Annotated in this window: 25 protein-coding genes and 1 pseudogene; 6 read left to right on the top strand and 20 right to left on the bottom strand. The window is 67.6% G+C overall.

Annotated elements, in window-relative coordinates; genetic code table 11:
- Positions 1 to 55 precede the first annotated feature (55 nt).
- The 4 genes from G6N67_RS19180 to G6N67_RS19165 all read right to left on the bottom strand — a co-directional run bounded on the left by G6N67_RS19180 (position 56) and on the right by G6N67_RS19165 (position 5,015).
- Positions 56 to 463, bottom strand: coding sequence for a hypothetical protein (locus G6N67_RS19180; protein WP_131524577.1), 408 nt, complete (start codon positions 461 to 463; stop codon positions 56 to 58).
- 624 nt (positions 464 to 1,087) lie between these two features.
- Positions 1,088 to 3,595, bottom strand: coding sequence for a site-specific integrase (locus G6N67_RS19175; RefSeq protein ID WP_036429518.1), 2,508 nt, complete (start codon positions 3,593 to 3,595; stop codon positions 1,088 to 1,090).
- A gap of 8 nt (positions 3,596 to 3,603) precedes the next feature.
- Positions 3,604 to 3,948, bottom strand: a complete 345-nt coding sequence (locus G6N67_RS19170) for a helix-turn-helix domain-containing protein (RefSeq protein ID WP_036429519.1) — start codon at positions 3,946 to 3,948, stop codon at positions 3,604 to 3,606.
- Complete coding sequence (locus tag G6N67_RS19165; RefSeq protein WP_051578869.1) at positions 3,945 to 5,015, bottom strand: tyrosine-type recombinase/integrase; 1,071 nt, start codon at positions 5,013 to 5,015, stop codon at positions 3,945 to 3,947. The genes G6N67_RS19170 and G6N67_RS19165 overlap by 4 nt, the downstream gene beginning before the upstream one ends.
- Positions 5,016 to 5,225: 210 nt before the next feature.
- Here G6N67_RS19165 and G6N67_RS19160 point away from each other — a divergent pair.
- A pseudogene (locus tag G6N67_RS19160) lies at positions 5,226 to 5,480 on the top strand (nitroreductase family deazaflavin-dependent oxidoreductase); the annotation flags it as partial.
- Between the two features lie 38 nt (positions 5,481 to 5,518).
- Here the strand turns inward: G6N67_RS19160 and G6N67_RS19155 are convergent.
- Complete coding sequence (locus G6N67_RS19155; protein ID WP_036429520.1) at positions 5,519 to 6,007, bottom strand: lipoprotein LpqH; 489 nt, start codon at positions 6,005 to 6,007, stop codon at positions 5,519 to 5,521.
- Positions 6,008 to 6,194: 187 nt separating this feature from the next.
- On the opposite strand from G6N67_RS19155, the gene G6N67_RS19150 reads away from it, so the two are divergent.
- A complete protein-coding gene (locus tag G6N67_RS19150; RefSeq protein WP_063835097.1) occupies positions 6,195 to 8,801 on the top strand; it encodes a LuxR C-terminal-related transcriptional regulator in 2,607 nt (868 codons plus the stop codon).
- Between the two features lie 3 nt (positions 8,802 to 8,804).
- On the opposite strand, the gene G6N67_RS19145 is transcribed toward G6N67_RS19150, so the two are convergent.
- Entirely contained in the window at positions 8,805 to 9,125 is a 321-nt protein-coding gene (locus tag G6N67_RS19145; protein WP_036429521.1) for a hypothetical protein, read from the bottom strand.
- 123 nt (positions 9,126 to 9,248) lie between these two features.
- On the opposite strand from G6N67_RS19145, the gene G6N67_RS19140 reads away from it, so the two are divergent.
- Both G6N67_RS19140 and hchA read left to right on the top strand, forming a co-directional pair.
- Positions 9,249 to 9,446, top strand: coding sequence for a hypothetical protein (locus G6N67_RS19140; RefSeq protein WP_036429522.1), 198 nt, complete (start codon positions 9,249 to 9,251; stop codon positions 9,444 to 9,446).
- Positions 9,447 to 9,552: 106 nt separating this feature from the next.
- Positions 9,553 to 10,434 (top strand): glyoxalase III HchA, encoded by an 882-nt coding sequence (hchA, locus tag G6N67_RS19135; protein WP_036429526.1) that lies wholly within the window; start codon positions 9,553 to 9,555, stop codon positions 10,432 to 10,434.
- Positions 10,435 to 10,504: 70 nt separating this feature from the next.
- Here the strand turns inward: hchA and G6N67_RS19130 are convergent, their stop codons facing one another.
- The 14 genes from G6N67_RS19130 to G6N67_RS19065 all read right to left on the bottom strand — a co-directional run bounded on the left by G6N67_RS19130 (position 10,505) and on the right by G6N67_RS19065 (position 20,359).
- The gene (locus tag G6N67_RS19130; RefSeq protein ID WP_036429533.1) at positions 10,505 to 10,987 is read right to left on the bottom strand and encodes a pyridoxamine 5'-phosphate oxidase family protein; all 483 of its coding nucleotides are present in this window, start codon (positions 10,985 to 10,987) and stop codon (positions 10,505 to 10,507) included.
- 36 nt (positions 10,988 to 11,023) lie between these two features.
- Positions 11,024 to 11,239 (bottom strand): hypothetical protein, encoded by a 216-nt coding sequence (locus G6N67_RS19125; protein ID WP_036429534.1) that lies wholly within the window; start codon positions 11,237 to 11,239, stop codon positions 11,024 to 11,026.
- A gap of 41 nt (positions 11,240 to 11,280) precedes the next feature.
- Positions 11,281 to 11,871, bottom strand: coding sequence for a TetR/AcrR family transcriptional regulator (locus G6N67_RS19120; RefSeq protein WP_036429535.1), 591 nt, complete (start codon positions 11,869 to 11,871; stop codon positions 11,281 to 11,283).
- Complete coding sequence (locus G6N67_RS19115) at positions 11,858 to 12,712, bottom strand: oxygenase MpaB family protein (RefSeq protein ID WP_036429536.1); 855 nt, start codon at positions 12,710 to 12,712, stop codon at positions 11,858 to 11,860. The genes G6N67_RS19120 and G6N67_RS19115 overlap by 14 nt, the downstream gene beginning before the upstream one ends.
- 76 nt (positions 12,713 to 12,788) lie before the next feature.
- Positions 12,789 to 13,544, bottom strand: a complete 756-nt coding sequence (locus tag G6N67_RS19110) for an APH(3'') family aminoglycoside O-phosphotransferase (protein ID WP_036429537.1) — start codon at positions 13,542 to 13,544, stop codon at positions 12,789 to 12,791.
- A gap of 3 nt (positions 13,545 to 13,547) precedes the next feature.
- Positions 13,548 to 13,775: a hypothetical protein gene (locus G6N67_RS19105; RefSeq protein WP_036429541.1), complete on the bottom strand. Its 228-nt coding sequence runs from the start codon at positions 13,773 to 13,775 to the stop codon at positions 13,548 to 13,550.
- Positions 13,772 to 14,254 carry a transport-regulating membrane protein Mce1N gene (locus G6N67_RS19100; RefSeq protein WP_036429543.1) on the bottom strand — a complete coding sequence of 161 codons (483 nt, stop codon included), beginning with the start codon at positions 14,252 to 14,254 and terminating at the stop codon, positions 13,772 to 13,774. The genes G6N67_RS19105 and G6N67_RS19100 overlap by 4 nt, the downstream gene beginning before the upstream one ends.
- Positions 14,247 to 14,627 (bottom strand): hypothetical protein, encoded by a 381-nt coding sequence (locus G6N67_RS19095; RefSeq protein WP_036429545.1) that lies wholly within the window; start codon positions 14,625 to 14,627, stop codon positions 14,247 to 14,249. Before G6N67_RS19095 ends, G6N67_RS19100 begins: the two co-directional genes overlap by 8 nt.
- Before the next feature lie 20 nt (positions 14,628 to 14,647).
- Positions 14,648 to 15,082, bottom strand: coding sequence for a hypothetical protein (locus G6N67_RS19090; protein ID WP_081812427.1), 435 nt, complete (start codon positions 15,080 to 15,082; stop codon positions 14,648 to 14,650).
- Positions 15,079 to 16,059, bottom strand: a complete 981-nt coding sequence (gene hemB / locus G6N67_RS19085; RefSeq protein ID WP_036429546.1) for a porphobilinogen synthase — start codon at positions 16,057 to 16,059, stop codon at positions 15,079 to 15,081. The genes G6N67_RS19090 and hemB overlap by 4 nt, the downstream gene beginning before the upstream one ends.
- Before the next feature lie 14 nt (positions 16,060 to 16,073).
- Complete coding sequence (locus tag G6N67_RS19080) at positions 16,074 to 17,747, bottom strand: bifunctional uroporphyrinogen-III C-methyltransferase/uroporphyrinogen-III synthase (RefSeq protein WP_036429548.1); 1,674 nt, start codon at positions 17,745 to 17,747, stop codon at positions 16,074 to 16,076.
- The gene (gene hemC / locus G6N67_RS19075) at positions 17,744 to 18,679 is read right to left on the bottom strand and encodes a hydroxymethylbilane synthase (RefSeq protein WP_036429550.1); all 936 of its coding nucleotides are present in this window, start codon (positions 18,677 to 18,679) and stop codon (positions 17,744 to 17,746) included. The genes G6N67_RS19080 and hemC overlap by 4 nt, the downstream gene beginning before the upstream one ends.
- A gap of 24 nt (positions 18,680 to 18,703) precedes the next feature.
- Entirely contained in the window at positions 18,704 to 20,059 is a 1,356-nt protein-coding gene (locus tag G6N67_RS19070; RefSeq protein WP_036429552.1) for a glutamyl-tRNA reductase, read from the bottom strand.
- A 57-nt stretch (positions 20,060 to 20,116) separates the two neighbouring features.
- A complete protein-coding gene (locus G6N67_RS19065) occupies positions 20,117 to 20,359 on the bottom strand; it encodes a glutaredoxin family protein (RefSeq protein WP_036434617.1) in 243 nt (80 codons plus the stop codon).
- Positions 20,360 to 20,437: 78 nt separating this feature from the next.
- Between G6N67_RS19065 and G6N67_RS19060 the strand changes: the two genes are divergently transcribed.
- Positions 20,438 to 21,352, top strand: a complete 915-nt coding sequence (locus G6N67_RS19060; protein ID WP_036429556.1) for an HAD family hydrolase — start codon at positions 20,438 to 20,440, stop codon at positions 21,350 to 21,352.
- A gap of 74 nt (positions 21,353 to 21,426) precedes the next feature.
- The gene (locus tag G6N67_RS19055; RefSeq protein ID WP_036429557.1) at positions 21,427 to 21,963 is read left to right on the top strand and encodes an FAS1-like dehydratase domain-containing protein; all 537 of its coding nucleotides are present in this window, start codon (positions 21,427 to 21,429) and stop codon (positions 21,961 to 21,963) included.
- Positions 21,964 to 22,031 lie beyond the last annotated feature (68 nt).

Genomic DNA, 22,031 nt, shown 5'->3' with positions numbered 1-22,031 from the left:
CGCCTGCACGCGACATCTGACGCCAGGGTCGCCGCCACATACGGACCTGTTCGCCCTATCCGCCGTGATCAGGGTCGGTGACCACCGCCGCGACCCGGTAGGTTTCGGCCAGCCACACGCCGAACACCACCAACTGCATCCACACGACCGGATCCTGCTCACCTGCGCCGAACCGGCGGCCAAAGCCGGGACCGCGCAAGACGATCTGGACGGATCCGGCATCGACGTCATCGGTCGACACCGTCATCGTCGCCGGCCCGGGCGCCAAGCGGAACCGCTGTCGACTGTGCCGACCGAGGATGAACTCGGGCGGGTCGACATCCTCGGCATGCACACCGCGGGTGCCCAACACCTCCAGCACGCCGGCGACGGCGTAGCGCGTGAGCTCCGCAACGGCAATCATCGAATCCGGAGTCAGCTGCACGCAGAACACGATCATCGTGCCGCATCCTTCACTCGGCACCCGTGCAAGGTGTACCTGCCAGCCTGTGGGCTCAAGCCAACGATGACTCTAACCGCTCTCGAGGCACACCATCACCCATCCGCGACCTCATCGACGCACTCAAGCAGACCACGATCGTATGGCGGTAGCGAGCGGTCAACGGTCTGCAACGCCGCGACCAACCGGCCCAGCTACTGAACACCCACCTCTCCGGCTGTGTGCGACGCCACCAAAACCGTGCTGACTGCTTAACCCGAGGTCGCCCTTCCAGTGGCGTCTAACGGCGAGTTGCACGTGCGACCTCGCGCTCACCGCTGACCCCAGTCGTTCCCCGGCAAAGTCGCCGCCAAACACTCAGCCGAGGCCTGCCGGGCAACGAGGTGTCCTCAACGGACAACGGTGAACCGGTCAGATCGCATGCGTAAGAACGACATTCGCCGGACACGCCCTGCCGACTTCGGGCAAGATCACGACTTGCCCACTTGATTCGCTCGCCCGGCTGCACGACCGAACGGCTCTACCGGTCCGCTCGCAGGCGCCGCGCGACCGTCTTATACTGCGGGAATTGAGGTGCTCGCTCCACCAATCCCCGCGGGGCGAGCACCCTCGACGTGTCAGACCAGAACTCTGGCTCGACGCGGGTCATCAGGTGTTGCGGCGGGCGACCTCGGCGGCGTAGCGCGGGCGGGTGTTGCCGGCTTCTTCGCTCCAGGTGACGGCCCGTTTGACGCTGAAGCCGAGGAGCTTGGCGAGCACGACAGCGGGCAGTTCGCCGGCGAGGTCGATCAGCGCGGTGTTGCGGGCCAGCCGGGGGGAGATCCCGATTCGTTTGAGCCGCAGGCCCACCTGGTTGGCGGACAGGTGCCCACCGGAACGTCCTCCGGGAAACAGCCATGGATTGGTGCCCACGGTGACCGCGGCGTACCCACGCCGCTGCTGCACGAGATCGGCGAGCAGGCGGTCGACCGGGCTGGGCACAGTGAGCGGGACGGCGCCGAGGGTGAGTTGGACCGCGTCCTCGGTGATGGTGACATCGACAACCTTGAGGGTGACCAGCCGGGCGGCGGGTTGACTGTAAAGCAGCACCAGCAACCCGGCGACCCGGTCGCGCGTCTCCAAGTCGGGGTCTTCGATCAGGTATTGGATCAGGCGCCATCGTTCGTCGTCACCGGGCAGGGTGTGGCGGGTGCGGCGGGTTTGCGGTACGGGAGCCGCGACGTCGTGGGCGTAGCCACGGTGGACCGCCCAGGTGAGGAATTGGTGGATCTGGCCGCGAGTGGGGTTGCGCACCAACCAGTCGTCGACAAACTCTTGCCGGCACGAGGCCAAGGCCAGTCCGTGCGCGTTGAGTTCGCACACGAAGTCGGTGATGGACGCGGCCATGACCTGGGCTGCCAGCCCGTGGTTGCGTTTGAGTGGTCCTTGGTCGGCGCGGGCCCGCAGTTTGCGCAAATGATTCCATTCGGTGAACGCGCGGACCGCGGCACGATCGTCGCGGTTGCCGATGCTGGCCAGCCGGGCCGCGATGTACTGCTCGGTGCGGTGCAGGTACGGGTCGCGGGGTGGCAGCACCTCGGCGGTCACCAGGATGTTGCGCAACCATTCCACGGACTTGCTGGCCGGGAGGTTGTCGAGGTCGTGGTGGCTGAGGGTGTCGCCGAGTTCGGCGAGCTGCGCGGGCAATTCACTGTTTAATCGCATGCGCCTGACCCATCGCAGCACGGGCATGGCGTCACATTGCAGCAACGCCTCAACGATGCGGCCCGCGGCGCCGCTCAATTGGCCGTCCTTGGCGAACAATTCGCGGAGCTCACCGGGACAGGCGCAGGCCGGGCACAGCCCACGGTGATACGTCCGGCCATGGGCACCGCATTGCACACAGTCGGTGAAATAGGCGGGTTCACGTAGTAGGCAGGCCGAGCACAGCGGACCGACCCCGGCAAGCCGCGCCGAGACCGCCAGGGTTTTGCCGCACCGCGCGCAGGGTTCCCGACTTCGTGCGCACGGGTTACACACCGGCTCACCGGCGTCGGTCCGGGTGTGCACGGAGCGGACGTTGCCGCATACCGAACAGGGTTGGGGTGGGCGTTGTTTGGCCGAGCAGGTGCCGCAGATGGGCTTTCCCGTCCGGGTGCGGGTGCACGGGCGGGTGCGTCCACACGAGCTGCAGACCGCGGTGGGTGCCGGGTAGCAGCGCCGGCACAGCTTCGCTTGGCCGTCATGGTGGTTGATGAAGTCCACCCGACCGCACCGTGTACACGGCTCATGATTGACCGGATCATGCTCGAAGCAACGGTGACAGAGGCGCTCGCCGGCACCGTGATAATTGATGAGGTGACGCTGGCGACCGCAACGAGCACAGGTGCCGCGGCTGAAGTGGTGACCCCAGCAGGTATGGCAGCAGCGCAACCCGTCGATCTGGCTGCTGAGCTTCACGGTGCGAAAACACAACGGGCACTGTGGAGGTCGCACATTGTCGGCACCGGCAGCGACAAGCTGTTCGGCGAGCCGCACCGAGACCGCCGAGCGGTGGGCGATCTCACCGCGAAACACGCCGGGGGTGTCCTGCAAGATCCAGTTGAGCTCGCGCTGCGCGACCGCCGTGCCGAACACTGACGCGATCCGGTCAATCTCGGTGGCCGACAGCCCGGTCCGCAGTTGCGCGATACCGTCACGGACCTTGGCGGCGTGGTCGACGTCGGGTTCGGGTTTGCACCGTCGGCACAACAGGCCGCCGCCGTGCCGTGGGCGGTAGATCAGCTTGTCCACCGCGCCGCAGCCCGGGCATTCACCGACCGCCGGTTGCCAACCCTGCATCGAGCACGCTCGGCAGATGCGTTTCTTGAGCTTGCGCGAGTAGGTTTCGGAATCGTTGCGGCCGCACTGGGCACACCGCGGCGCTCGGACACGCTGGGCGCCGAGTTGGCGCAGACACAGGATCAGCGGCTCGATGTCGGCGGCGCAGTCGCTGCCGGCGGGCCCGGTGAGCACGCTACCGTCGCGCCGCAGCGTTCTGGCCAGTCTCTGCAACTGCGCGGCCGACAGGCCCATCCCCTCGATCGCGGTGCGGACATCGTCGTGGCTCAGATGCGGCTCGATCGCGCCGACTGCAGTGACGATCACCGTCACGAACTCGCTGGGGTCTCCGCGCATCCGCCGGCCTAGGAATCCGTGTCGACGATCTTGGCCCGGACGGGGCGGTGGCCACCAAGTTCACGCGTCCTGACCGGTTTGCTGCCCTCCGGTGCCCCGGCGGCCTTCTTCGCCGAGGCAGCTTTGGCGGGCACGATCTCGATCAACTCGTCCATCGCACACCCCAAAATGTCCACGAGTGCCACCAGGGTGGGCAGGCTCAATCGTTCCGGTTTCTCGGTCACGAGCCGGTAGACCTGGCTGGCCGACAGCTGCACCCCGCGTTCGGCCAGCAGTGGCCGCAACGCTGTCGTGTTGAACAGTCCGCGTTCGGCCATCAGCCTGCGCAGATGCCAGTGGTAATCGGCGGTCATTCTCGTCCCTCTCCGAAGCTGGACACCCGCCCCAGCGCGTCGGTGAGCATCTTGTTCATGAACTCGCCGGTGACATGGGTATAGATGCCGGTGGTACTGGCGAACCGGTGACCGGAAATTTCCTGCAGGAACCGTGGATCCACGCCGTCCTCGGTCATGTGGCTGATGAACGAATGCCGAAAACAGTGCGGGGTGAGCTTGCGATCCAGGCCCACCTCATCCCGGATGTCGTCGAAGGTGCCGGTCAACGTCCGCACCTTCACCTGCGAGCGCCGTTCAGTCAGCCACAGCGCCTGCTTCTGCCCAGGCTCATACAACGGCCGAATGTTGTTGACATAGTCCAACAGTGCCTCCGCCGCCCACGGCATCAACGTCGGCACCGTCCGCCGCTTGGGCGGCGACCCTCGCGAGGCCTTCCCGTACCGAACGTGCAGAAACCCACACTGCCCCAATTCGGGAGCGTGCGGATTGCGATACATGTCGGCCAGATCCAGCCGACACAGCTCGTTGATCCGCAATCCCCAGCCGTACATCACCTTGAACATCGTCGTGTCCCGATAGGCGGCCAACGTGCCCTTACGCCGCGACCGGCGAGCCTTCTCGACCTGCGCGTCGGCGCAATCAAGGAAATCTTGAAGCTCCTTGCGGGTGAACGGCCGACGGCCCGGATCACCCTCGTAGTCGACAAGATGCGCCGAGGTGTTCCACTCGTGACAGATCTGCGTCGGGTGATCACCGAACCATAGTTCACACTGCGTCGGCCAGTCGTAGTAGGGCGAGGTGATGAAGCTGCAGAACAGCCGGACCGCGCCCTGCTTCTGACGGATCGTGGACTTCGCTCGAGACAGCGACCCCACCAGATGTGCGCTCCACTCATCCATCATCCGGGCCGTCCACTCCCACGGATACGCTCCCGAAAACTCGATGAACTCACCGACGCACGAGGCCCGTACCTTCACCGTGTTTTCCGCACACAACCGCCCACCCAACTGCTGCTTGGCCCACCCCGACAACATCGCCCGCACCATGTCGTCCTCGGGATGAAGATGCCGCACACCAGGCGCCAACTCCAGATGCGCCGAACCCGGCGCCGGCGACTCACGTTTCCTGCCCACCACCCCCAACCTTCCAATGCACTAAACGTGCATCACATGCAATCTACGTCAGAAACCCGCAGTTCGGAAGCCCCCGCGCACATCGCGCTGGAGTACGCTGCCTATGTCGAACATCGACATCCCATCCCAAGCACATCATGCATCCGATGCAATTCCGCGTGGTTCACACCCCTGTCGGTGTTCAGCACGCACGACGGCGTGGCGATCCTGCTGACCTACGGCCCGAACCGGGACTGGCTGAAGAACATCCAGGCCGCCGGCGGAGCCACCATGCGACGCCACGGCCGCACCATCGAACTCACCGATCCGCGGGTGGTGCCCCGCGCCCAGGCGGCGGCGCACGTGAAGGGCGGCATCAAAGCGATTTTCACGCGACTGCCGTTCGAACAGGCGGTGCTGTTGACGCGGGTCCGCTGAACCCCGGCGAAACCCGTTGCGCCCCAAGCAAATCGGCGCTAACTGCAGGTCACCTTGATGGTGAACGGTTTAGTGATCATGCCGGCCATCGGGTTCTTGATGTCGGTGCCCTGCGCCTCACCGGAGATGGTGTAGGTCTCGCCGTCGACGTCCACCGCAGCCGACCCGGTCTTGACCCCCATCATGTCGCTGACGCCGAGCGCGTTCCCGTCGACCATGAGGGCCACCGACTCGACTTTCGGTGTGGCCTCGTCGGTCATCACGACGGCCAGCGCCTGCTGCGGGCCCGCCGAACCGCTGCCGACGCTGATCTTTCCGCCCTGCCTGACGCACGTGACCGACGCGGGATCGAGCCCCGCCAGTTCGCCGCCACCGACGGTGACCTCAGCCGCACCACCCGTGCTGACCTCGGCCCCGCCTGCCGCGACCTGGGTCACCGGAGCGCCGCTGTCCGCACCGCTCGAGCAACCCACCGCCGCGCCTGCGCCCGCGACGAATACCGTCATCCCCACCAGGATCTTCTTCATCTGACCTTCCCCTTTGTTCGTGCGCCGTGGCGCGTCAGATTGAGTGACCGTAAGGTCCACGCGCGCAGGCGACTGGCGTAAGCCACTACCCCAGTTGCAATTCCGTTCGCACTCTTGCGCGGTCAACGCCCTTCGCCTTTCGTCATTTCGCGAAGAAGCACGCAGGCAACGGATTAGAATTCGCCGCGTGATCCACCGGTGGCCGCTGGTCGGCCGTACCGAGGAACTTCAGATCATTGCCGACGCCACCCGGGCGACCGGCGATCACGCCCGCGGCGTCGTTCTCTCCGGCGCGGCAGGCGTCGGCAAGACCAGGCTCGCCCGCGAAGCCGTTGCGGGATGCGGTCCCCGGAGCGTGCGCAGGCATTGGATCGTCGGCACCGCGTCGTCGCGGACCGTGCCGCTGGGCGCGTTCGTCGGCATCGCCAGCGACTTCGGCCCGGATCCGCTCCGGCGGGTGCGTGAAGTCATCGACGGCCTCATCGGCGATGCCGGGCACGGCGAGGTGATCGTCGGGGTGGACGACGCACACCTGCTCGACGACCTGTCGGCATTCACGGTGCACCAGTTGGTCACACGGCGGCTCGCGACGGTGATCCTGACCATCCGCTCGGGCGGGTCGCCGCCCGATGCCATCACCGCGATCTGGAAAGACCAGCACCTGGAACGCCTTGAACTGCAACCGCTCTCGCCGGGAGAGATCGCGGACCTGGTGGAGCATGTGCTCGGCGGACCGGTGGATTCCTTCAGCGCACAACGGCTTTGGCAGTACACCCAGGGCAATGCCCTCTATCTCCGGTACCTGCTCGACAACGAGGTGAGCGCCGGTCGGGTGACCCGCCACTCGGGCGTCTGGTTGTGGAACGGGCAGCCGCGGCTGTCACCGACGCTGGCAGAGTTGCTCGAGGCCCGCATGACCGAGGTGCCGGCCTCCGTCCACGAAGTGCTCGACGCCCTCGCGGTCGCAGAACCGTTGGAGACCACCGTGTTGGAGTCGATCGCGGACGCCGACGCGCTCGCAGAGGCCGAGTCGCTGGGCCTGGTCGCCGTCGACTCCAGCGTGCGGCCCGCATCGGTCCGCCTCGCGCATCCGCTGCTCGGCGAGGTCCGCCGCACGGGCTCGCTGCGCCTGGCACGGCTACGCGGCCGCATCGCGGTCGAATTGGCCCGGAAAGGCTCGACGGATCCACGTGACCTGATCCGGCGCGCAGTGCTGCTCATCGAATCCGACCGCACGCCCGACTCGGAGCTGCTCCTTGCGGCGGCCGCCGCGGCGATGCAGCTGCTGGACCATCGGCTCGCCGAGACCCTCGCGGAACGTGCCGTCGCCGTCGGCGGTGGGCCGTGGGCCAACATCGCGCGCGCGATGGCGATCACGTGGCAGGAGCGCGGCGCCGAAGCTGAAGAGGTGCTGGCCGAACAGGCGGAGCACGCATCGGGTTTCGAACAGACGCAGATCGCGATCCTGCGCGCCATGAATTTCACGTTGATTCTCGGGCGGGTGACCAGCGCCGAACGTCAACTCGAGTTGCTGCCCGCAGACGATCACTCCGCACAGGCGATCGCGACCGCGCTGCGCCCGTTGATCCAGCTGGTGCGGGGCCACTCCAGGACCGCGGTCGACATGGCATTGGCGGCCGACACCCCGTCGCTGGACAACGACGTCGCGAAGATCTTCCTGGCCTGGGTGTTCGTCACCGGGCAGGGCGACCTCGGACGCATCGACGCGATCGAGTCCGCGGCCAACCGTGGGTACGCTGTGGCCGACCGGTCGCCGGAAGCGGGACATCTACGGCGCCGGTTGGCATTCCAGGAAACGCACGGCTACCGCCTCGGGGGTGCGCTGGCCCGATCGGACGCTGTCGTGGCGCGGATCCGGCGCGACACGCTCGACGTTCCGTTCGAGGAATCGTGGCACCGCGTGATGGTGGGCCTGTCGGCGATGAGCCACGGTGCCCTCGACGACGCGCGGCGTTCGTTGCGAGACGCGCTAGCCTACCTCGGTAGCGGCGGCAGCGGACGCATGGTGAAGACGTTCGGGCGGACCTGGTTGACCACGGTGATCGCGATGGCCGGGCAGGCAGCCGAGGCCCGCCGCGAATTCGACGGCATCGAGTGGTGGGCCCAGGATCCCGACGCGTGCATGTTCGATCCGTACCGGGCCCTCGCCGAGGCGTGGGTGTGCGCCGCGGAGGGGGTTGTGTCGCAGGCGGTCTCGATCATGCGCAGCGCCGCGGAACGCGAGGCCCTGCTCGACCGGCCGGCGTGGGAAGTCGTGCTGCTGCAGACCGCGACGCAGTTCGGGGATCCGACCACCGCGGCGAGGCTCGCCGAGCTGGCCCGGCAGGTGCAGGGCCCGCGCGCGCCCACCGCGGCAGCACACGCCACGGCGCTCGCGGCGGGCGACGGCGCCGCCCTGCTCGCCACGTCGCACCGCTACGAGGAGTTCGGCGACAACCTCGCTGCCGCCGATGCCGCGGCGCAGGCCGTCGTCGCCTACCAGCACGCGGGCCTGCGGGGTGCGGCGATGAGCGCGTCCGCCACCGCGCAACGGCTGGCAGCCCTGTGCCAGGGCGCCCAGACGCCCGCGCTGCGGGCCGCGACCACGACGCAGCCGTTCACCGAGCGCCAGCGTGAGATCATCTCCCTTGCCGGACAAGGCCTTTCCAACAAGGAGATCGCCGACCGGCTCACGATGTCGGTCCGCTCGGTCGAGGGGCACCTGTTTCGCGCATCGCAGCGTGTCGCCGCCAACAGCCGCGACGAACTGATCGCCATCCTGCAGGGACGCTGACCGCTACAGGCACCACGGGAAGCACCGGGTGCTCGGCGGCGGATTGTCGCCGTCCCATACATTGGATTCCGGAGGCGGCGGGTAGTTGCGCGCCACGTTGCCCTTCCCGTAGTCGACGAACCAGAACGTGTGGCACACGTTCATGTCCCAGACGAATTCGCGCCCCGGTCCTGTCGAACCCGTCTGCGGAGAGAACGCCATGTCCTGACCGGGGCACCACTGGTACGGTCCGAGGTTGTCGGCATGGGCCGTGCCGACCGCCGGCCCCCACCCGAGCGACAGCACAGCGGCAAGCGCCAATCCCGCGATGAGTGTTCGATTCATGTCCGGACGCTAACGCCGTGGCCCGGCGGTGGCTGGAGTAGCCGGCTACTCCACTTCGAACCCCGGCGATTGGGGTAAGCGACTACCCCAGCCGACCGCCGTCGCCGAGGCCAGACTGTGTGGATGGCCGCCGACGCGCACCGGGCCGAAGCACTGCAGCGCTTGCCGTTGCCCTACGCGACGGCACTGCGATTGCGGGACGCCGGCATTCCCGACGACGTGATCGCCGAGTGCGTCGACGTGGACCCGGACACGCTTGCGACGTTCATGCGGGTGGCAGAGGCCAAGCTCGCCGCCGCATGGGAGGACACGACCGGTTGACCGCCGGCGCATTGTGGGAATACACAACCCGAATTGTTCGCGGGCCCATCGACCGCGCCGCCTGCGCCCGCCACGATGGAAGGCACAAGAAAGAAGGGTGCACACCATGACAGCCGATGCAGACGACCTGAGCAGAGAGCCCACACCCGACCCGGCCGAGGACAACGCGTTCTTTCCTTCGCCGTACTCGCTGAGCCAGTACACCACCGCCAAGACGGATTTCGCCGGGGTCGAACACAAAGGTGCCTACACCGCAGGCCGGTGGAAGATCCTGATGATCGCCGCCGAGGAGCGCTATGTGCTGCTGCAGAACGGCAAGATGTTCTCGACGGGCAACCACCCGATCGAGATGTTGCTGCCGCTGCACCACCTGATGGAGGCGGGGTTCGAGATCGACGTCGCGACGCTGTCGGGCTATCCCGCCAAGCTGGAACTGTGGGCCATGCCCCGCGAGGACGAGGCCGTCCTGTCGACGTACGAGGCGCTCAAGCCGAAGCTCAAGCAGCCGAAGAAACTCGCGGAGGTGATCGCCGACGACCTCGGCCCGGATTCCGACTACCTCGCGGTGTTCATCCCCGGCGGGCATGCGGCCGTCGTCGGTCTGCCCGCCAGCACCGATGTCGAGCAGGTGCTCGACTGGGCCCTGGCCAACGACAAGTTCATCATCACGCTGTGCCACGGTCCGGCAGCGCTGCTTGCCGCATCGTTGAGCAAGCCGGAATCGCCGTTCAAGGACTACTCGGTGTGCGTGTTCCCCGACGCGCTCGACCAGGGACCGAACCTCGAGATCGGTTATCTGCCAGGCCATTTACAGTGGCTCGTGGCCGATCTCCTGGGCAAGCAGGGCGTGCGGGTGGTCAACGACCAGATGACCGGCCAGGTCCACCGGGACCGCAAGCTGCTCACCGGCGACAGCCCGCTGGCCTCGAACAATCTCGGCCTGCTCGCGGCCGACGCTCTGGTCGACGCGGTCCGGACGTCCGGCTGACCCTCGCGATCCCCGCAGGATCGCGATCAACCGGTCGCGGATTCCGTACGGGAGCAGTGGGATTCGGCGCCTAGTGCTGCCAGGTGAGCACTTCTCCGACACCGGCCGTCATGATGGTTCCAGGCTGAACGCGCAGCCGGTACAGAGTAAGGCGCAGGGCCGCGAAGTCATCGGACGTCGGGCCGTTCTGCCATTGCGGAATGATGTTGGGGTCGTATCCGACCGGCGCCGGACCGTTCGCGAACTTGTTCCACACCTCGGTGCACGTCTCATCGTCGGTGTACCACTCGACGAGGCAATCCGCCGCGCAGGTGTCGTGCGTGGGGGCCCAATAGCTGACCGAGACTTCCGGGTGCACGGCAAGGTGCGCCCGCTTGACGGGACTGGGGACCGTGGCGATCCAGCCGAACAGATCGGTGCCGTCCCACTCCCAGATCGGGTGCAGGATGCGCGTGCGGGGCCTGCTGTCGGCGTCGACAGTGGCCACCGACGCCCACACGATCGAGTGAGCCATGTCGATGAAGGCGGGGGCGATCTGATCCAACGGGGTCACCGGGCCACCCTAAGCAACCCAGGCGCCGCAGCGCGGCTATTTGTCCTTGCCTGCGTCATCTTTGCCGTAGATGGGGTTGCCCTCGTCGTCGACCCAATCGTTGACCATGGTGCCGGAAACTGTGCCGCCGGTGCCGGGCATCGTGGTGGTCGGCCGGTCGTCGTCATATGCCTTCAAGACGCGTTTGGCCTCTTCCCGGTGCTCCTCGGTGATCGGCGGCGCTTCCGTGCGCCGGTTTTCTTCGGTGTTCATTGTTTACGACTGCCCGAAACCATGACCCGCCAAACCGCGAGCTACGCCGACACGCCGCGCACCGCCACCGGCAGGCTGGGCAGGAAATGACGGGTCGCGAACGCCCGAATGTCGTCGTCCGTGTCCAACGGCTGCATGCTCGGCAGCAGCAGCGCCATCGCGGCGTAGCGCAGGATGGTGTCGGCCAGGTCGTTGACGGCCTGTTCACCGATGCGGTCGGCGAATCCGTCCGGGAAGATCACGCGCAACGCGGCAGCCATCCGTTCGACCGCGGCACCGTAGTGCCGGTGCATGAGCTCCTGCACCAACGCGGGCTCGTCGGTGATCATCTGGTTGAGCACGCGGTGGCGCCGGAACCGCAGAATCGACAGCGTGAACGCTTCCACGTAGTAATTCGACTGCGGCCCAGCGGCTTTCAATTCGTTGGCGATGTCGGCGAACAAGGCCACGTTCTCCCGCTCGATGACCGCGGCCACCAGCTCGTCCCGGTTGGCGAACCGCCGGTAGATGGTGGTGCGGCTGACCCCGGCGCGGCGCGCGACGTCGTCGAGTGCGACACGACGGAAGCCGTGCCGTTCGAACTCGGCGAGCGCGGCGTCGAGGATCGCCTGCGTCGCGTCAGGCCCTGGCATAACCCTCTTGCGCGAATCTGTTGTACCGCACGCTCATCGGTAGATGATCCCACAGCCAGTTCACCGGGCGGGATCGCCAGAACGCGGCAAACCGCTGATAGTTGCGTTCCTGACGCTCACTCCACGGCAGGTCGAGCAGATCGCGGGCGCGCGGCGGCAGGCCACCGGTCGTGATGAACGCCGCGACCGGATCGAACACGACCGCGACTGCGCGCCAGACCGCGGGGTGCACGGCCTTGGGGCACGGGAAGCCCTTGGTGACATACCCGACGCCGTAGCGCGCGGAGCGGTGCGGGACGGCGACCTCGCCCAGCATGCGGTCCCAATACTGTTCGAACTCCGCGTAACTGGCGGGCATCGGCCGATCGCTCACGCCGTAGCGGCGGTACCAGGTCTTGGATTCGGCGTAGATCTGTTCCTTCTCGGCGTCGGTCAGGCGTTTGACGAACGTGTCCGCGAAGTACAGCACCTGTTCGACGAACGTGGCATGCGCCCAGAAGTAGGTCTCGGGATCGAGCGCGTGGTAGCGCGAGCCGTCGGGCATCTCGCCCTTGACGTGATGGTGGAAGTCGCGGACCTGGGTGCCCGCGTTGTCGGCGTCGGTGCCGTACACCGTGCGGAAGATCGGCGGGATGGTCCGCCTGAGCCGTTCGGCGGTGTCGGAGAAGAACGTCGAGTGGTCCAACACGCCCTGCCCCAGCTCGGCCAGCATGTTCTGCAGCACCGCGGGCCGCGGTCCGATCAGGTACATGCGGTTGTCGCCGAAGTACTTCCAGACCAGCGACTCGGGCCCGAGCGGCAGGGCATCGGTCTGCTGTGGCTGTTCTGCCAGATCAGTCATAGACACAGTGTTACAGATTTTGCACTTTGTACCAATAGCTGTGGGGAGGCTCACTCACGTTGCGGCCGACACAGCGCTATCCCCAGGTCAGCGGGTCCAAGGCCAGGTAGTAGCGCAGCCGGTCACCATCCAGCTCCGCCGGATACCCGGCAGCAAGTTCCGCGGCCGCGTCGGACGCGAAGCCGGCGAACGTGTCGGCGGTGTTGGCCAGCAGCAGCGCGAGATCGGCATGGCGGTCGGCGACACCCAGCCGGCCCAGATCGATGAAGCCCGAGAACCGGTCGCCGGCGACCAGGATGTTGGGCAGGCACAGGTCACCGTGGCACACCACGGCGTCGGTGGACTCCTGTGTGCGCCGCAGCTCCGCGACGCGCTCGACGCGCTCGAGCAGTACGGCGGCGGGCACTCCCCGGTCGTCGTCGGACAGGAACTCAGGATGGACCGCACCGGCCGCCACCACCGTGCGGGCCAGCGCCAGCATGGTGTCGAGGTCGCGCCGGTACGGGCAGTCACCGATCGGGATCTCGTGCAGGGCGCGCACCGCCGCGACGATCGAAGGCCAGGCCGTGCGTAGTACCGATTCCGTCAGCTGATCCGCCGGGACACCGTCGACGGTGCGCGTCACCAGGTAGGTGTCGCCGTCCGGCGTCATGCCCCAGTCGAGCACGGCAGGTGCGGCGATTCCGTGCTCGTGCGCCCATGACATTCGATCGCGCTCGGCCGCCAGATCGGGTGCTGCTGCCGGGCCGACCACCTTCGCGTACCGCGCGCCGTCCGCGCTGCGGAAGACGCGCGCGCCCGACTCACCGTGCCGGACGGGTTGCCATTCCACCCGTCAGCGCCGGGTTCGGGCGACAGCCAGCACCACGAGCACCCCGGAAACCGCCGCCAGCAACAGCGAAAGCGCCAGGAGCGGCGCCGAATACGTCACGGCCGTGGTCACGGGCTCGTCGGGCAGCACCGGGGCGACCTCGATGGTGGTCCTGGCCGCCAGCCAGCTCAGCACGCAGCCCACCGCCGCGGCGACCGCCACGACCAACTGCACCGCCGCACGGCCCGTCACGGCGTGCGCTCGTTGATCAACTCGGTGAGCGCTTCCCGAAGCCGTCGGTGCTTGCGGGCCCAGGCCTGGGCGCGGCGGTCACCGGTGAGCTTGAGCCCGATGCCGGTACGGCCCCGCGGCACCCCGGTCAGTTCTCCCAGCGCACGCGACGACTGCCACTTCGGCGCTTCCGTGCCGGTGGCCTCCGGATAGATGCGGACGATCTCGTCGACGCGAATCTTCTCTTCACCCTGCCGCAGGGTTTCCGGCGTCAGTTCGACCGACGTGTGGATGCGCGCGGCTTTGATCTGCACTGCGACGAATCCCGAGACGATCGCCAAGAACACGAACGGGATCCACAGATCCTGGCCGTACCCGCCGGTCATCTGCAGCACCGCCATGCCGATCCCGGCGAACGGCCCGGCCAGCAACCAGGCCCAACTCGCACCCTGTTCGTAGAACAACACCGGCGAGGCGGAATCGCCGTCGTTCTCACTCACCGTTCCTCCCGAAGTCGACGCGGGCATTCAGAATCGTCCCCGCGATCAGCAGGAGTACCCCCAGCAACGTCAGAATGTGCACGACACCGAGCGCAGCCGTCAACCCGATCACCACCACCAGCGCCATCGACAGCGCGAGCGCGGCCCGGCGGAACCGGGGTTCGCCGGTACGGCTGCGGCCCGCCAGGTAGGCCATCGCGGCGCCACCGAGCGCGGTCAGCACACCGGTGCCCCGGAACAATACGGTGTTGAGACCGGGCAGCTCGACCGCCGCGGCGAACAGGCCGCCGACGATCAGCAGGACCGACGCAGTGAGCCAGACCCAGAACCCGATGGTCGCCCGAAGCGGTGGGGAAGGCGGCTCTGCAGACATTGTCACGGAAGCGTAGCGAATCACCGGGTGAAGAAGCCGGTCGCATCCCGTCTGTGCAGCAGATAGATGCCGCCGGCGATCAGCACCGAACCGACGATCGTGGTGAACGCGTACGCGACGGCGACCGCGGGCACTCGGTCGACCGTGACCAGGCTGCTGACGGCGTGCACCACTGACACCACGCCACCGCTGGTCAGCAGGGTGCGGGTCCAGCGATAGCCGTGTCGCATGAGGATCAGGAACGCCACCACGATCGAGGTCAGGACGACCACGAACATCACCGCGACCGCGACCACGAGCGCACGGTGTTCACCGCCTCCGGGCGTGGTGACGACGTCGAGCACGAACCCGGCGACCATCAGCGGCACGGCCACGACCCACAACCAGAACCCGGTGTCGACATCCGCGGGGCGGGAATCCTGTTCGGGCTCCGGCGTCACGCGTCCTGCCGTCACGCCAGCCAGCCGGCCACGTCGGCCGCCCAATACGTCAGCACGATGTCGGCGCCCGCCCGCCGGATCCCGACGAGCGATTCCAGCGCGGCAGCCTGCAGGTCGATCCAGCCGTTGGCCGCGGCCGCGCTGATCATCGAGTACTCACCCGAGATCTGGTATGCCGCAACGGGTACCGGTGAGATGTCGGCCGCGGCCCGCACCACATCGAGATAGCTCATCGCGGGTTTCACCATCACCATGTCGGCGCCCTCGTCGATGTCGAGCTCGATCTCGTGCACCGCCTCCCGGATGTTGCCGGGATCCTGCTGGTAGGTGCGGCGATCGCCTTGCAGGCTGGAGGACACCGCTTCCCGGAACGGTCCGTAGAACGCCGAGGCGAACTTCGCGGCGTACGCGAGGATCGCCACGTCGGTGTGCCCGGCCGCGTCCAGACCGTCCCGGATGGCCGCCACCTGACCGTCCATCATGCCGCTCGGCCCGACCACCTGTGCACCCGAATCCGCTTGCGCCACTGCGAGTTCCACGTAGCGGGTGTTGGTGGTGTCGTTGTCGACGCGGCCAGCCGTGTCGAGCACGCCGCAGTGCCCGTGATCGGTGAACTCGTCGAGGCACGTGTCGGCCATCAGCACCGTGGCGTCCCCGAGATCCTTGGTCAGATCCCGCAGCGCGACGTTGAGGATGCCGTCGGGGTCGGTGCCTGCCGATCCGACCGCGTCCTTGTCCTCGTCCCGCGGCACGCCGAACAGCATGAGCCCGCCCACGCCTGCGGCCACCGCGTCAGCAGCGGCGCGGCGCAACGACTCCCGGGTGTGTTGCATGACGCCCGGCATCGAGGAGATGGGCCGCGGTTCGTCGATTCCGTCGGCGACGAACATCGGCAGCACCAGATGCCGCGGCTCCAATGAGGTCTGCGCCACCAGGCGGCGCATCGCAGGCGTGGTCCGCAAGCGTCTCGGTCGATGCCTCGGGAATGACACAGGAAGTCCTCCGACTACCGCCGTCGGCTCTTCTTGCGCGGCGGCGGCAGCGCACCCTCGGCACGCAGTCGGGCTGCGTGCTCGGCGAGCGCCTCGACCAGCGGTCCAACCGCGGCGGTCTCCGGCTGCACGTCGACGCGGAGCCCGAATTCGGCTGCCGTCTCGGCGGTTTTCGGCCCGATGCACGCCACGATGGTGCGCGCGTGCGGCTTGCCCGCGATGCCGACCAGGTTGCGCACCGTCGAACTCGAGGTGAAGCAGACCGCGTCGAATCCGCCGGTCTTGATCATTTCGCGGGTGTGCGCCGGCGGCGGTGCGGCCCGCACCGTGCGGTAAGCGGTGACATCCTCGATCTCCCAACCACGTTCGCGCAGGCCCTCGGCCAGCGTCTCGGTGGCGATGTCGGCCCGTGGCAGCAGCACGCGGTTGACCGGATCGAAAATCTCGTCATACGGCGGGAATTCGTCGAGTAGGCCCAGCGAGGACTGTTCACCCGCGGGCACCAGCTCGGGGTTGATGCCGAAGGCGCGCACCTTGTCAGCGGTGGCCTGGCCGACACACGCGATCTTCACGCCGGAGAACGCGCGGGCATCCAGACCGAACTCGTTGAACTTCTCCCACACCGCACGCACCGCGTTGGTCGACGTGAACACGACCCACTGGAACCGGCCGTCCACCAGACCCTTGACCGCGCGCTCCATCTGCGCGGGGCTGCGCGGCGGTTCGACGGCGATGGTCGGCACCTCGATCGGCAGGGCACCGTGGCCCACCAACCGGTCGCTCATCTCGCCTGCCTGGTCCTTGGTGCGCGGCACCAGCACGGTCCAGCCGTACAGGGCGCGGCTTTCCCACCAGTTCAGCTTGGCGCGGTTGGCGACGGTCTTGCCGATGGTCACGACGAGCGGGCCGGCCAGCGGGCCTGCGAGCTCGCTGCCTGCCGGCTTCTCCAGCACGGCCTTGTCGATCAACCCGCCCAGCGTGGTCTCCACCGAGCGCTGCTGGCACGTGGTGCCGTTGGCGGTCACGACCGCGGGGGTGCTGTCGACCAGCCCGTGCTCGATCAGGGTGCGGGCCGCGTCCGGCAGGTGCGACGCGGTGGCGTGCAGGATCAGCGGGCCCGGTGCGGCCGCGATCGCCGCCCAGTCCACGTCGCCCCGCACGTCCGCGACAGTGTGCGACGACCCGAGCGGCAGCCCCGCGTAGGTGGGCACCGCGGTGGTGTCGGGCAGACCGGGAACGATCTCGAAGTTCAGGTGGGTCTTGGCGAGCGCACCGATCTCGCTGATGACCGCGTCGACCGACAGCGGATCACCCGCGACCAGGCGCACCACGTCGTAGCCGTGCCGGGCCTCGGCGGCCAGCGTCTTGGCGACCTCGGCAGGATCACCGAGAGCAGGCCGGATCTCCGGGCCGCCCGGGATGACGGCCGCCGCGTCGGCATCGCCGGACTCGGAACCGTCCGCGGCATCGGTGGGCTTCGCAGGTTCGGCGGGAGCCGGACCGGATGCCGGTGGCAGTTCGGTGCCGACCAGCGCCAGCACGGCTTCGGGCACATCGGGGTCGGTGAACACCAGATCGGCGTGCGCCAGCACCGCTTGCGCGCGTGCCGTCAACAAACCTGGATCCCCTGGGCCCGAACCCACGAAGGTGATGCGGCCGGGCTTTGCCTTGCGGCCTCGCATGGTCATGTCTCACTCCCGCGCTCTACCAACAGCTCGCGTGCGCCGAGTTCGAAAAGCTCCGCGGCCACCGAGACACCTAGCTCTGCGGCCCGCCCCGGAGTTCCGATCCCGGACGCACGGATCACGTCGGATCCGTCCAGCGTCGCCACGCAGCCGCGCAACGACAGCTCCTCGAAGACATTGCCGTCTTCATCGATCGACTCGACCACGTCCGCGATCGCGCCCACCGGTGCGGAACAGCCCGCCTCCAGTTCGGCGAGCAGAACCCGTTCTGCGGTGACCGCGGCGCGTGTGTCGGCGTCATCCAACTCCGCAAGCACCGCGACCAGCTCGGTGTCGCCGGCGCGGCATTCCACCGCCAGCGCACCCTGAGCCGGTGCTGGCAACATCTGCACCGGCTCGAGGGTCTCGGTGACTTCGTCCAACCGACCGATACGGGCCAGACCCGCGCGGGCGATGACGATGCCGTCGAGATCACCACTCGTAACCCTGCTCAACCTGGTATCTAGGTTGCCTCGTAGGGGGCGGATTTCCAAACCGAGACCCAGTGCTCTAAGCTGCGCGGCCCGTCGCGGGCTCGACGTGCCGATCACCGAGCCGGTCGGCAACTCTCCGAGCACCATGCCGTCGCGGGCCACCAGCGCGTCCCTGGGATCCTCACGACGCGGTATAGCCGCGATGACGAACCGCTCGTCGACGGCAGTGGGCAAATCCTTGTACGAGTGCACGGCCATGTCGACCCTGCCGTCGTGGATGGCTTCCCGCAGGGCCGCGGTGAAAACCCCCACGCCGATGTCGGCGATGGGGCCCTGGTTGCGGTCCCCCTCGGTCGAGATGATCACCAGCTCACAGAGGTGACCAGCGGCCAGCAATGCGTCTCTGATGGTTCCGGCCTGGGTGGTGGCCAGCAGGCTCCCCCGGGTGCCGATCCGGATCACCGTATCGTCAGTTTTCGCCAAGCTCTACTCAGACTTATCGAGATCTGTTGTCATGAAAGGCAATTCGCTGGCCGCCACAGCTTCGACGGCTTGCGGATCGAGTTCGAACAGCTCCCGCAGGGCCTCTGCGTAGCTGTCCCCGCCAGGCGCGCTGGCGAGTTGTTTCACGCGCACCGTGGGTGCGTGCAAGAGTTTGTCGACGACGCGGCGCACGGTCTTGGCAACCTCGTCGCGATGTGCCGCGTCCAGTCCGGGCAGCCGGTTGTCCAGCCGCAGCAACTCCGACTCCACCACGTCCGCGGCCCGTTGCCGCAGTGCCGTGACGGTCGGGGTGACCTCGGCCATCCGCTGACCGGCGAGGTAGTTGGCAACCTCGGTGGCGACGATCGTGCGGGCCGCTTCGGCATCGGTGGCCGCCGCCCGGGCCGTGGGCTCGCGCTGGATCCGATCCATGTCGACCACCCACACACCGGGCAGGCCGGCCACGGCCGGGTCGACGTCACGGGGCATCCCGAGATCGCACACGACCAGCTGGTGATCCACCCCGGACCCGTTGCGCTGCGCGAGTGCGTGGTGGACGTCGGCCAGGGACACCACGGGCCGCACGGCGCCCGTGCTGCTGACGACGACGTCGACGTCGGCCAGGGCGGTCGTCAGATCGTCGAGCGAGTGGGCCTGGGCGGGCACACCCTGCTCGGTGAGATTGTGGGCGAGGCGCCGGGCCCGCGGCAACGACCGGTTCACCACGTGAACCCTTCCGATGCCCGCGCGGACCAGGTGGGCCCCGGCCAGGGCGCCCATCGAACCGGCACCGACGATCGCCGCGCTGCGCCCGGCGAGGCCGCCCGTGAGTTTGGTCTCAGCCATACCGAGCGCAACCGAAACCACCGACGCGCCCGCGGCGTCGATACCGGTCTCCGAATGCACGCGCTTGCCGACGCTCAGCGCGCGTTGGGCCAGCTCATGAAGGGTCCGGCCGACTGTGTGGTTGGCCTCGGCCGCGGCATAGGCGCGGCGGACCTGCCCCAGCACCTGCGCCTCGCCGATGACCGCCGAGTCCAGGCCGCTGGTCACCGCGAACATGTGCTCGACGGCCGCCTCGGCGTACCGCACGTAGGCGTATTTGGTGAGATCGCCCAGGCCCATGCCGGAATGCTCGGAGAGCACCTGGCCGATCACCGAAAGACCGCCGTGGAAGGCCTCGACCACCGCATATACCTCGACGCGGTTGCAGGTGGACAGCACCATGGCCTCGGTCACCAGAGATGACTGCAGAATCTGGTCGATGATCTTGGCCTGCTCGGCCTCGTCCGTGCTCAACTGCTCCAGAACGGACACCGGCGCGCTGCGGTGCGAAACTCCGAACAGCAGAACGCTCACGGCTCCATCACCATTGCACCAAGGTAATCGCTGACCTCCCCGGCCACCAAATTTTGCCTAGTCAGCGAGGTCGCGCCGCAGCTGCGGCTCGTCGACTTCCCAGTAGCTGTGTTGGGTGCCGTCCAGCAAAACAACGGGCAACAGATCGCCATACTGTGCCCGCAACGTCGGGTCACCGGCTTCGGCGACCGCGTCGACGTCGGTGGTCACCAGGTCGAAACCGAATTCGTCGCGCAGCGCGAGCAGTTGCTCGGCGGCGCGCGCACACAGGCTGCAGCCCGCGCGGGTCAGCAACGTCACGATGTGCCGCTCGCCGGGCCCTGTCCGCTCGTGGTCCACGCCGCCCAGTATCCCCATGCCGTGACTTAGGGTGAATTCGTGTCCGCATCCGGTAGTCCCGATGAGCTCGATCAGGAGCTGGCAGCCGAGGCCAGCGCCGAAGCGGCTGTCACCCACCTCGAAACCGACGCGGGGTCCGACACCGAATCGGACACCGACGGCACTCCCCCGCCGCCCCCGCCCGATCTGACGGCCGCGGCGTTCTTCGACGTCGACAACACCCTGGTGCACGGTTCGTCGCTGGTGCACTTCGCCCGCGGGCTGGCCGCACGGAAATACTTCACGTACTCCGACATCCTCGGAATCGTGTACGCGCAGGCCAAGTTCCAGCTGACCGGCAAGGAGAACAGCGAGGACGTCGCGGCCGGCCGACGCAAGGCGCTGGCGTTCATCGAGGGCCGGTCGACGGCCGAGCTGGCCGAGCTGGGCGAGGAGATCTACGACGAGATCATCGCCGACAAGATCTGGCCGGGCACCCGCACGCTGGCCCAGATGCACCTCGACGCCGGCCAGCAGGTGTGGCTCGTCACCGCCACCCCCTACGAGCTGGCCGCGACGATCGCCAAACGGCTCGGACTGACCGGCGCGCTCGGCACCGTGGCCGAGTCCGTCGACGGCGTGTTCACCGGCCGCCTCGTCGGCGACATCCTGCACGGCACCGGCAAGGCCCACGCGGTGCGTTCGCTGGCCATCCGGGAAGGCCTGAACCTGCGGCGCTGCACTGCCTACTCGGACAGCTTCAACGACGTGCCGATGCTGTCGCTGGTCGGCACGGCCGTCGCGATCAATCCCGATGCCGCGCTGCGGGATCTCGCGCGCGAACGCGGCTGGGAGATCCGGGATTTCCGCACCGCACGCAAGGCCGCACGGATCGGGGTTCCGTCGGCCCTCGCGCTCGGCGCGCTTGGCGGTGCGCTGGCCGCGGTGGCCTCGCGACGCCACGATATTCGCTGAGCAACATGCCCACGCTGATAGGCTTCCGCCGCCAAGCACGTTTTGCGTGGAGACCACAGGGATAACACAGACATATGAGCATCGCCGCAGACATCATCGGTACCCACTACCGGTACCCCGACTACTTCCAGGTCGACCGGGAGAAGGTTCGTGAGTTCGCGGCCGCGGTCAAGGACGACCATCCCGCGCACTACAGCGAGGAATCGGCCAAGGAGTACGGCCACGACTCGGTCGTCGCGTCGCTGACGTTCCTCGCGGTCGCCGGGCGCCGGGTCCAGTTGGACCTGTTCGACAAGTTCGACGTGCCCATCAATCTGGAGCGTGTGCTGCACCGCGACCAGAAGCTGATCTTCCACCGGCCGATCAAGGTCGGCGACCGGCTGTGGTTCGACTCGTACCTGGATTCGGTCATCGAATCGCACGGCACCGTGATCTGCGAGATCCGCGCCGAGGTCACCGACGACAACGGCGAACCCATAGCTACCAGCATCGTGACGATGCTCGGCGAGGCGGCCCACCCCGAGGAGGCCGGCGAGATCAGCTCCCAGATCGCCGCGGCGCGCGACGCCGCCATCGCCAAGATGATTGCTGGGCAAAAGTCGGGAGCCTGACCCCTTTCTTTGCGCGAGCAGACAGTTAGGTACCCCGAGAGCGCTGTTTTGGGGTACCTACGCGCCTG

This window comes from Mycolicibacterium mageritense, assembly GCF_010727475.1.
Classification (GTDB): Bacteria; Actinomycetota; Actinomycetes; order Mycobacteriales; family Mycobacteriaceae; genus Mycobacterium; species Mycobacterium mageritense.
This window is presented reverse-complemented; position numbering and strand designations above follow the sequence as displayed.